Here is an 11,434-nt window from a genome sequence, read left to right on the forward strand (position 1 = left end):
GCTTCCCCATGGCAGACAAGCACAGCATCATCACTTCACTCCACGCCGCCCTAGCCCGTCACCTGGACCTGTTGCGCACCGCCACGCCGCGCGGCCGCCTGGCCTGCGCCGTGCTGTGGCTGCTCACCTTCGCCCTGTTGCTGGGTCAATCGGTGGCGCTGGACCTGAACCAGCAGCGCCAGGAGCACCAGCAGGTGCAGGGCCTGATTCTCTCCGGCCTGCAGACCCGGCTGCAGGAAAGCGAGATGCTGCAGCAAAGCGTGGTCGACATCGTCGGCCAGGAAAACAGCCAGCGCGAACAGCGCATCCGCTTATTGGTGGAATCGCTGGCGCGCGAACAGCCTCAGCTCTACTTCATCGGCTACCAGCCGCTGGTCAGCCACGCCTACCGCCGCGAATTCGAACGCATGCGCAGCCAGCTGCAAGGGCAGCCCTATCGCATCCGTGATTACCAGCACCAACAAGATAATGGCTGGAGCCAGCAACAAGGCTGGCGGCTGGCGCCCAAGCGGCCGCGCTACCTGCCGCTGAGCATGGCCGAGCCCGGCCTCGCCTCCGACGACTGGCGCGAAATGGGCCTGGACCTGCTGGCCGACAGCGTGCTGGCGCCCACCGCCGCGCGCGCGATGGGCCAGGGCGAGGCGGTGTCGCCGGTGCTGCGCCTCAACAGCGGTCAGCAGGGCCTGGCCTTCTTTTCCGCCATCTACAATACCGAGGCGCCGTCGCCGGTGCCGCTGGTGCGCAGCGAGCAGACCGCCGGCATGGTGCTGCAGGTGCTGGCGCTGGACAAATTGGTCAGCCTGACGCCCAGCATGTCCTTGCGCTACAGCGTGACGCTGCAGCGCAAGGACAACGCGCCCAGCGGCTACGACCGGTTGATTTACCGCCACCCGCAGCAGGATCAACCCGGCTGGCTGGCGCAATGGCTGCTGCCGGCGATGGAAATCCGCAAGAACCTGGACAGCCCCTACCTGCCTTATGAGCTGGTGGTGCGCCGCCAACTGGGCTTCGATCGCACCGCGCCGCTGGAGCTCTTGCTCAGCGCGGTCTTTTCCATGCTGCCGGCCTACCTGCTCTTGATCATCCTCGCGCTGCTGGCGCAAAACCGCCAGGTGCAGGAACAGGCGCAAGACCGGCTGCACCGCGAGCGCGAATACGCGATGGTGGCGCTCAGCGGCATCAGCGACGCGGTGATCAGCATCGACATCGATCTGAGCATCCGCTACCTCAACCCGGCGGCGGAAACCCTGCTCGGCCTGAAGGCGCTCGACGCCGCGCAACGCAAGCTGCACCAAGTGGTGAGGCTCAACTACGAATTTGCGCGCCAGGTGGAGGAAGACCCGGTGCACAAGGCCATCCAGCGCCGCGAAACCGTGCTGCTGGCGCAAAACTGCTACCTGATACGCAGCGACGGCGAAAAACTGCTGATCGAAGGCTCGGTGTCCCCGCTGCCCGGCCGCGACGGCCGGCTGATGGGCGCGGTGCTGACCTTCCGCGACACCGCCCCCATCCGCCGCCGCATGCTGGCGGCGCTGGAAGCCAGCGAAACCCGGCTGCGCCAGCACGAAATGGAGCTGGCCCGCGTCGCCCGCATCAACACCATGGGCGAGATGGCCTCCGGCATCGCCCACGAGATCAACCAGCCGCTGTCCGCCATCATGAGTTACTGCCAGGCCGGGCTCAGCCTGCTGGAGGACGAGGATCCGGACATGGCCATGCTGCGCCGCGCGCTGGACTCCTCCGTCACCCAGGCCAGCCGCGCCGGCCAGATCATCCAGCGCCTGCGCGAATTCGTGATCAAGAAAACCCAGCAATTCACCCCCATCAATCTGAACCAGGTGGTGGGCAATGCGCTCAACCTGCTGGAATACGAACTGAAAACCCACGATATTCATATTGAGCAGAATATTTGCCACGACCTGCCCTTGGTCTACGCTGACAACATACAACTGGAACAAGTGGTGCTGAACCTGATGCGCAACGCGCTGGACGCCATGGAAACCGTCGCCCCCTGGGGCAGGCTCAGCATCGCCACCAGTTTGAACGGCCGCTGGATCCGCCTGAGCATAGGCGACAACGGCGCCGGCATCGCGCCGGAGCTGCTGGACCGCATCTTCTCGCCTTTCTTCAGCACCAAGGCCAGCGGCATGGGGCTGGGCCTGGCCATCTGCCAGACCGCCATAGAAGCGTTCGGCGGCAAGCTGAACGCGCGCAATAAACCAACCGGCGGTGCGGAATTCATCATTGAACTGCCGCAACTGGACGCACCGCCGCCAACGGGGTAACCGGCAGGAGTCAACAACACAATGCAAAACACCACGCCAACCGTCTACATCGTCGACGACGATCCCGCCGTACTGGATTCGCTGGCCATGCTGATCGCCGCGCAAGGCATGCGCACCGTCACCTATCCCAATGCAATGGAATTCCTCGCCCACTACGGCGGCAACGACATCGCCTGCCTGGTGCTGGACATCCGCATGCCGCAGATCACCGGCCTGGCGCTGCAAGAGCAGCTGCTGGACAAAAACGTGACCCTGCCCATCGTCTTCATCACCGGCCACGGCGACATCGAACAATGCCGCCGCGCGTTCCAGACCGGGGCCATCGACTTCCTGACCAAGCCGATAGACCAGGCGCGGCTGATAGAAAGCCTGCGCAAGGGCATACGGCTGAGCATTCTGCAACACCGCAAGGAAGAGGAAACCCAGGAAGTGATGGGCCTGCTCGCCCGCATCAGCGGCCGCGAGCGCGAAGTGCTGGAACTGGTGGCGGACGGCATGTCCAGCAAGGAAATCGCCCGGGTGCTGGACCTGTCCCCGCGCACCATAGAAGTACATAGGGCCAACCTGTTCAACAAACTCGGTGTAGACTCTCTGGCGGACCTGGTGCGCTTCTACCTGAAAGCGCTGGAAGCCACCGGCAAGAAACCGAACGACGACAGTTTTTTGAACGATACGCCCACCCCTTACTGAAACAACGCCATGGAACGACTGTTCAAGCATGTCTGCCTGGTGGCGCGGCACAGCAAGCCCGCCATCGTCGAATCCCTGCGCCAGTTGGCCGACCACCTGTCCGCCTCCGGCGCCACCGTGCTGATCGACAAGGACAGCGCCACCCAGCAGGAAGCCGGCCCGCACGCGCTGATAGACCGCAACGACATGGGCAAGCTGGCCGACATCGTCATCGTGCTGGGCGGCGACGGCACCATGCTGTCCATCGCCCGGCTGCTGGCCCCTTACCGCGTGCCCTTGATCGGCATCAACCAGGGCCGGCTGGGCTTCATGACCGACATCCCGCTGCACGAGATGCTGGATTCGGTGGACGCCATCCTGCGCGGCGACTTCCTGCCGGAGGACCGCATCCTGCTTCAGGCCGCGGTGATACGCGAAGACGCCGAAGTGGCCAACGCGCTGGCCTTCAACGACGTGGTGTTCAGCCGCGGCGCGATGGGCTCGATGATAGAGTTCGAAGTCTTCGTCGATAACCAGTTCGTCTACAGCCAACGCTCCGACGGCCTGATCGTTTCCACCCCCACCGGCTCCACCGCCTACTCGCTGGCCTCCGGCGGTCCCATCCTGCACCCCACGCTGCAGGCCATCGCGCTGGTGCCGATCTGCCCGCAGTCGCTGAGCAACCGCCCGATCGCGGTCAACGATTCCTGTGAAGTGGAATTCATGCTCACCCGCGGTCTGGACGCGCGCGTGCACTTCGACGGCCAGTCCCATTGCGACCTGATGGAAATGGACCGGGTGCTGATCCGCCGCTACCGCAACCCGCTGCGCATCCTGCACCCGCTGGGCTACAACTACTACGACATGTTGCGCCACAAGCTCCACTGGGGCGAGCGCCTGCTCTGACACATACGCGGACACCCATGCTCTTATCGCTGACCGTTAAAGATTTCGTCATCGTCGACAGCATCGCGCTGGACTTCAGCCCCGGCTTCACCGTGCTCACCGGCGAAACCGGCGCAGGCAAATCCATCCTGCTCGACGCCCTGAGCCTGCTGCTGGGCGACCGCGCCGAAGGCGCTCAAGTGCGCGAAGGCGCCGAGCGCGCGGAGATCACCGCCGAATTCGACCCCCAGGGCCGCCCGGAAATCGACGCCTGGCTGGAAGAAAACGGCCTCAGCGGCGACGACCCGGTGCTGTTGCTGCGCCGGCTGCTGGACAAATCCGGCCGCTCGCGCAGCTTCGTCAACGGCCAGGCCGCCACCCTCAGCCAACTCAAGCAACTGGGCGAGTTCCTGGTCGACATCCACGGCCAGCACGCCCATCAGTCGCTGATGAAGGCCGATGCCCAACGCCAGTTGCTGGACGACTACGCCGGCTCCGCCGCGCTGGCGCGCGACGTGCACAAGGCCTGGCAGGACTGGCAGACCGCCCGCCGCGCCCGCGCCGACGCCGAGCGCATGTCGCGCGAATCCGAAGTCGAGCGCGAACGGCTGAACTGGCAGATCAACGAGCTGAGCGAACTCAAGCTGCAGCCGGACGAATGGAGCGCGCTGAACCAAAGCCACTCGCGGCTGGCCAATGCCGCCGAGCTGGCGCAAAGCGCCCAGCTGGCGGTGGACACCCTGTCCGAAATGGACAATAGCTGCCTGACCATGCTGTCCCAGGTGCAAACCCGGCTCAGCAAGCTGGCCAACCTGGACCCCAAGCTGGCGGATACCTTGTCCCTGCTCGACTCGGTGGACGCGGAACTGCGCGAAGTGGTCTACAGCCTGCGCGACTACGCCAGCGATATCGACGAAAACCCCGGCCAGCTGGCCGAAGTGGAAGGCCGGCTGGAAGCTCTGATGAGCACCGCGCGCAAATACCGGGTCCAGCCGCAAGACCTGCAGGAAAAACTGGACGACTGGCAGCAGCAGCTGCAAGCGCTGGAAGCCTCCGCCGATATCGAGGCGCTGTCCCTGGCGGAAACCAGCGCGCAGGCGCGCTATCGCGCGCTGGCCGAGGCGCTGTCCGGCAAACGCCGTCAGGCCGCCAGCGAGCTATCCTCCCGCATCGGCGCGGAAATGCAGCATCTGGCAATGGGCGGCGCGCGCTTCGCCATCGAACTGGCCGCCCTGTCCGAACCCGGCGCCCACGGCCTGGAGTCCATCGAATACCTGGTGGCGGCCAACGCCGGCACCAGCCTGCGCCCGCTGGCCAAAGTGGCCTCCGGCGGGGAGCTGTCCCGCATCAGCCTGGCCATGCAAGTGGTGATCAGCCAGGTGGCCAGCGTGCCCACGCTGATCTTCGACGAAGTGGACGTCGGCATCGGCGGCCGGGTCGCCGAAGTCATCGGCCACATGCTGCGCCAGCTGGGCCAACGCTACCAAGTGCTGTGCATCACCCACCTGCCACAAGTGGCCTCCTGCGGCAGTCATCACTGGCAGGTCAGCAAGAGCGAGCACAAGGGCCGGGTCAAGAGCCGCATCGAGCCGCTGGACAGCGAACAGCGGGTGCTGGAAATCGCCCGCATGCTGGGCGGCGTGGAGCTGACCCAGACCACGCGCGAGCACGCGGCGGAAATGCTGGCGTCAAATGCGCCGGCCCTATAGCCAAAGCGACAAAGACCCGCTAGAATTGCGCCCTCTTACCGATTCGGGAAGTGCAGCAGGCCGGATTCATGCCGTGATCTTGCGCGCCGCCCGCATCGACAATGACCAGACACTGGAGGTTTGGGTGAGTGGTTTAAACCAGCAGTCTTGAAAACTGCCGACGGGCAACCGTCCGTGGGTTCGAATCCCACAGCCTCCGCCAGAATGCATGCCGTCCTAATCAGCGCCAATCCGTCCTAAAGGCTGAATCCACGCGGGTTAGGACGGCATTTATTTTGCTTGGGACCAATGGGTTAGGCCAAGGTAAACAGTATCCGCACGCCCCAAGCATGCCTCAAATTTTCTTAGAACCTGTTTACGATCTCGCAAGCTAAGGCGAAAACGAGCGAAAAAGTGGAATGTACACGTGGTACATGAGCATTTTGGGCTGGTTTTCAACGCCGTATCGCCGACGCGCAGCAGATCGTAAACAGCTTCTTAGTGCGCCACCCGCCTTGCTGGGCACCCTCCTGGTTTCTTGCACCATGCGCCCGAGCCATTGGCTTGACCTAGCCAACCCGGACCATGCGTGACCCAGCCCGCTCCCCACGTCCTTTTCATTCCCTATCGACACCTTGGCAAGCCGGTGACTGACACTCAAACTTGAGTACCGCCATGCCATGCGTCGAACGTGTCTACCCTCTCGCGAGCTAAGCCGAGACAAGGCGAAAACGGCTGAGAAAGCGGAATGTGCAAGTGGTGCATCCGCATTTCGAAACCGTGCTCACCATGTAACGCTCCACAACGCGCAGCGGATCGTAAGCAGGTTCCAACCCCGCCACCGGCCTATATAATGAATGCATCGCACCCTCGCGCCGCCGCCATGCCCTTGATCCCTCGAGCCTTGCCCGACAGTTTCCGGCTCCGGCTGACCCTATTGTTCGGCGGCCTGTTTCTCGCTTCCGCGCTGCTGGCGGCGCTGAGTCTGGACAAGGTGCTGTCCGATCGCATCGTGCGGAGCCAAGGGGAGGCGATGTACGGGCTGGCCAGCAATATCGCCAAGGCCATCGCCAACAATGTACAGGAGCGCCACCGCGAAGTGATCCTGCTGGCGCAGACGCCGGCCTATGTGCGCGCGCCGCTGGACAGCGACGACCTGCGCCGCAGCCTGGAGCGCACCAAGCAGGCCTATCGCTACTATGCCTGGATCGGCATTGCCGACGCGGACGGCAAGATTGTTTCCGCCACCAGCGGCATGTTGCAGGGCCAGAGCGCCGCCAAGCGCCCCTGGTTCATCCATGGCCAGCACGCCTCCTTCGTCGGCGACGTTCACCAGGCGGTGCTGCTGGCCAAACTGATACCTGCAGCCGCCAACGGCGAGCCCTTGCGCTTCGTCGATTTCGCCTCGCCCATCTACGACCCCGCCGGCAAGCTGCGCGGCGTGCTCGCCACCCATGCCCTGTGGGACTGGGTGGAAGCAACGATACGCGAGCGCCTGCCCGCCGAAAACCATCAGCAGGTATTCATCATCGACAAGAGCGGCAATATGCTGTCGCCGTTCGAAGCGATAGGCAAAGTGCGTGCGCCGGCGCCGCAGACATCCAGGCAGGATTTCCGCCTGGGGCTCTGGCCCGATGGCGGCGACTACCTCTACAGCGAGGCGCGGATGAACGAGGCGGGGCTGGATTGGCGCATCGTCGTCCGCCAGCCCAAGCGGCAGGCATTGGCGGCCTTGAACCAGTTGCGCGCCACCTTGATCCTGTCCGGGCTGATTCTCACCCTGCTGCTGATGTTGGCGGTGTACAAGCTGGCCGCCCTGTTCAGCCGGCCGCTGGAACAATTGGCCGGCATCGCCGAGCGCATCGGCCAGGGCGACGAGCGCGCCGACTGGGACATAGCCAGCGAGACCCAGGAATTGCGCCAGCTATCGCGGGCGATGCGGAACATGACCACCACCCTGCTCGCCCGCAAGCAGGAACTGACCGATATCAATGCCAACCTGGAGCAGATCGTGGCGGAGCGCACCGATGCCTTGCGCGAAACCAACCGCCAACTGGTGCGCAAGGCCACCGAACTGGCGCGGCAAGCACGCAGCGACGCTCTCACCGGGCTCAACAACCGCATGGCGGCCAATGAGCAGCTGCAGGAGGAGCACCTGCGTTACCGCCGCATCGGCGCGACGTACTCGGTTCTGTTGCTGGACGCCGACCACTTCAAGCGCGTCAACGACGGCTTCGGCCACGACGCCGGCGACCGCGTGCTGCGCCACATCGCCGACACCCTGCGCGCCTCGGCCCGCGTCACCGATTTCACCGCCCGTTACGGCGGCGAGGAGTTTCTACTGCTGCTACCCGACACCGATGCCAAGGGCGGCGCGGTGCTGGCCGAAAAAATCCGCGCCGCGATCGAGCAATCGCAGGCGCCTGACGTGGGCACCATCACCATGAGCATAGGGCTGGCCACCGCCCGTCCCGATGACGAGCAAGCAGAAACCGTGGTCAAGCGCGCGGATCAGGCGCTGTATCGCGCCAAGGCCGCCGGCCGCAACCGGGTGGGATTGGAAGAGACGTGAGCGCGGGCGGACATGCCGCGACACCGGCTACACTCAAGGCACTGCCCGCCGCGAAAGCCGCCATGTCCACGCCACGCCATATCGGCATCAGCATCGCCTGCTCCCTGGAGCGCGCCTATGCCTTGCTGGCGCCGCCGGAACATTTTCCACTATGGGCGTCCGGCCTGGCCGGCGCGCTGCGCCGCGCCGGCGACGGCTGGCTGGCGGACACGCCGCATGGCGCGATGCCGGTGCGCTTCTCTCCGCTCAACGACTACGGCGTGCTGGATCATTGGCTGTCGCCACCCGGCCAGGCCGAGGTTTATATTCCGCTGCGCCTGCTGGCGCGCGATGATGGCTGCGAACTGGTGCTGACCCTGTTCCGCCCACCCGGCGTCGACGACGCCCGCTTCGAAGCCGACGCCGCCTGGATGGCGCGCGATCTGGCCGCGGCCAAGGCCTGGCTGGAAAGCCAGCCAGCAAGCTGAAGCCGCGCGCTCAGTGCGCAGCTTGCAGCCGTTCCGCGGCGAAGCCGGCCAGCACATGCCGGCCCATGCTGCCCACCAGTTCCTCGTCGGCCAGAAACACCGTCCCCAGTCCTTCGCGCCGCAGCAGCTCGGCCTCCTCGCCGCTACGCGCGCGCAGCGCGATGCGCAACTCCGGATTCAAGGTGCGCGCCAGTTCCACCATCTGCCGCAGATTGAGCGCGTCGGCGGTGGAAACCGCCAATACCGAGGCGTTGACGATATGGGCCTGGATCAGCACCGCCGCCTCGGCGGCGTCGCCAGTCACCGCCGCGCGACCCTGATTGCGCAGCGCTTCCACCAGTTCGCGGTTCTGGTCCACCACCACATAGGGCACATGGCCGCGTTCCAGCTCCGCGGCCAGACCGCGTCCAATCCTGCCGTAACCCACCAACACCACCTGGCCTTCCAGGTATTTGCGCTCGGTGCTCATCGGCAGTTCCGCATAAGGGTCGGCCCGGCGTTCCAGGCTGCGCGCCCATTCCGAGCGCGCCAACAGCCAGCCGCGCAGCGGCTCCAGCCCGGCGAACAACAGCGGATTGAGCGCAATCGAGATCAGCGCGCTGGCCAGCACCAGGCTCATGCCCTGCGCCGACAGCAGGCCCAGCGTCACGCCCAGGCCGGCCAGGATGAAGGAAAACTCGCCGATCTGCGCCAGACTGGCGGCAATGGTCAGCGCCGTGGTCAGCGGGTAGCGGCATAGCGTGACCAAGGCCAGCGCCGCCAGGGTTTTGCCCAACACGATGATGGCCACCGCGCTCAGCACCATCAGCGGCTGCTCCAGCAGAATGGTCGGATCGAACAACATGCCCACCGACACGAAGAACAGCACCGAGAACGCGTCGCGCAACGGCAAAGAATCGCGGGCGGCGCGATGGCTGAATTCGGACTCCCGCATCATCATGCCGGCGAAAAACGCGCCCAGCGCAAAGGAAACATTGAACATATGGGCTGCGCCGAAGGCGATGCCGATGGCCGCCGCAGTCACCGCCAGCGTGAACAGCTCGCGCGAACCGGTTTTGGCCACCCGCCACAGCAGCCACGGCAAGGCGCGCCGGCCGACAATCAGCATCAGCGCGATGAAGGCCGCCACTTGCAACAGGGTCAGCGCAATGGTCAGCCACAGCGGCCCGCCGCCGGTGCTTACGGCCGACCCGCCCAGCAGCGCCGCCAGCGGCGGCATCAACACCAGCACCAGCACGCAGGCCAGGTCCTCCACCACCAGCCAGCCCACGGCGATGCGGCCGTTGATGGTGTCGAGAATGCCGCGCACCTCCAGCGCCTTGAGCAGCACCACGGTGCTGGCGCAGGACAGCGACAAGCCGAAGATCAGGCCGCTGGACCAGCCCCAACCCCAGCACCAGGCGACGAACAGCGCCAGGCTGGTGGCCGCGCTCATCTGCACGATGGCCCCCGGCACGGCGATGCGCTTGACCGATAGCAGGTCTTTCATCGAAAAGTGCAGGCCGACGCCGAACATCAGCAGCATCACGCCGATTTCCGATAGCTGCGCGGCTATCTGCATATCCGCGACGAAGCCCGGCGTCGCCGGACCGATGACGATGCCGGCCAGCAGATAGCCGACCAGCGCCGGAATGCGGATCCGCTCGCACAGCAGCCCCAGGATCAGGGACAGGCCAAGGCCCGCCGCAATGGTTGAAATCAATGAAACATTGTGGACCATGGCGGCCGCCCCCCGAGCTGTGTTTGTTATATGGAACGCATGGCCCGCATGCGCCGGTTTCAAACTAGAGGGGGGCGGAAAAGTGAAAGTTCCGGTGAAATTTCCCGAGATTGACTGTCTGGCCGGCCACGACCGGCGCGCTATTTCTTGGCGCCCTTGATCGCGTACATCAGCGTGTCGCCTTCCGCCAGCAGCGCTTCTATCGAAAAATGCCGCTCCGGGTCCAGCTCCACGATGCCGTCGGAAAACGCCAGCCGGTAGGGCTGACCGGCGGCGTCGTTGTAAGCATCCAGATTGCGCGCGAACTTGTCGACCGCCGCCTGCGCCCGCTCGCGGCCGGCATCGGACAACAGCACCACGAACTCATCCCCGCCCAGGCGCGCCAGCAGATCGGCGGAGCGAAAGGAGGCGCGCATCTGCTCGGCGAAGGCCGCCAGCGCCTGATCCCCGGCGGCGTGGCCATGGCAGTCGTTGATGGCCTTGAACTTGTCCAGGTCCAGAAAAGCCAGGCTCACCGGCAAGGCCTGGCGCGCGCAGAAATTCAGGCTGTACTGCGCCAGCAGCCGGAAACCGCGCCGATTGGAAATACCGGTCAGCTCATCGGTGGTGGCGGCTTGAAACGCGATCAGCTCCGCCTCCACCATCAAGGCCAGATCATGCAGCGCCTGCGCATCGTCCTGGTCGAAATCCCGCGGCAGACTATCCACCACGCACAAGGTGCCCACCTTGGCGCCATTGGCCGCATGCAGCGGGCAGCCGGCATAGAAACGGATATAGGGCTCGCCCACCACCAGCGGGTTGTCGGCGAAGCGCGCATCCGCCAACGCGTCAGGAATGATGAAGATATCGTCGCCCAGGATGGCGTGGCCGCAAAAGGAAATGTCGCGCGAAATCTCATTTGACTCCAGCCCCATGCAGGATTTGAACCACTGGCGGTTCTCATCCACCAGGCTAACCAGGGCGATGGGCACCCGGAACAGCCGCTTGGCCATTCTGGTCAAGCGGTCGAAACGCTCTTCCGCCGCGGTATCCAGCACTCCGAGCGCGCGCAGCGTCGCCAGGCGTTTCGCTTCGTCCGCCGGCGTTTCCGGTGTCTTCATCTCAGCCTCCTGCCTTGTCACGCCGCGTTCAGCGCGGCCCCATTCATG

General features: G+C 64.9%; 8 protein-coding genes and 1 tRNA gene. 7 read left to right on the top strand and 2 right to left on the bottom strand.

The window, feature by feature from the left end:
• The first annotated feature begins 8 nt into the window (after positions 1-8).
• The 7 genes from VI26_RS23345 to VI26_RS17690 all read left to right on the top strand — a co-directional run bounded on the left by VI26_RS23345 (position 9) and on the right by VI26_RS17690 (position 8,566).
• Positions 9-2,285, top strand: coding sequence for an ATP-binding protein (locus tag VI26_RS23345; protein WP_053074487.1), 2,277 nt, complete (start codon positions 9-11; stop codon positions 2,283-2,285).
• Positions 2,286-2,306: 21 nt separating this feature from the next.
• Positions 2,307-2,975, top strand: a complete 669-nt coding sequence (locus VI26_RS17665; RefSeq protein WP_048411066.1) for a response regulator transcription factor — start codon at positions 2,307-2,309, stop codon at positions 2,973-2,975.
• A gap of 9 nt (positions 2,976-2,984) precedes the next feature.
• The gene (locus VI26_RS17670; RefSeq protein WP_048411067.1) at positions 2,985-3,860 is read left to right on the top strand and encodes an NAD kinase; all 876 of its coding nucleotides are present in this window, start codon (positions 2,985-2,987) and stop codon (positions 3,858-3,860) included.
• 17 nt (positions 3,861-3,877) lie between these two features.
• The gene (gene recN / locus VI26_RS17675) at positions 3,878-5,548 is read left to right on the top strand and encodes a DNA repair protein RecN (RefSeq protein WP_048411068.1); all 1,671 of its coding nucleotides are present in this window, start codon (positions 3,878-3,880) and stop codon (positions 5,546-5,548) included.
• 114 nt (positions 5,549-5,662) lie between these two features.
• Positions 5,663-5,750, top strand: a tRNA-Ser gene (locus tag VI26_RS17680).
• A 630-nt stretch (positions 5,751-6,380) separates the two neighbouring features.
• Positions 6,381-8,099 carry a sensor domain-containing diguanylate cyclase gene (locus VI26_RS17685; protein WP_197081521.1) on the top strand — a complete coding sequence of 573 codons (1,719 nt, stop codon included), beginning with the start codon at positions 6,381-6,383 and terminating at the stop codon, positions 8,097-8,099.
• Positions 8,100-8,161: 62 nt separating this feature from the next.
• Complete coding sequence (locus tag VI26_RS17690) at positions 8,162-8,566, top strand: hypothetical protein (RefSeq protein WP_048411070.1); 405 nt, start codon at positions 8,162-8,164, stop codon at positions 8,564-8,566.
• 10 nt (positions 8,567-8,576) lie between these two features.
• Here VI26_RS17690 and VI26_RS17695 read toward each other — a convergent pair whose 3' ends face one another.
• Positions 8,577-10,268, bottom strand: a complete 1,692-nt coding sequence (locus VI26_RS17695; RefSeq protein WP_231581045.1) for a cation:proton antiporter — start codon at positions 10,266-10,268, stop codon at positions 8,577-8,579.
• Between the two features lie 158 nt (positions 10,269-10,426).
• Positions 10,427-11,386, bottom strand: coding sequence for a sensor domain-containing diguanylate cyclase (locus VI26_RS17700; RefSeq protein WP_048411072.1), 960 nt, complete (start codon positions 11,384-11,386; stop codon positions 10,427-10,429).
• Between the last annotated feature and the right edge of the window lie 48 nt (positions 11,387-11,434).

The organism is Chromobacterium sp. LK1 (assembly GCF_001043555.1).
Classification (GTDB): Bacteria; Pseudomonadota; Gammaproteobacteria; order Burkholderiales; family Chromobacteriaceae; genus Chromobacterium; species Chromobacterium aquaticum.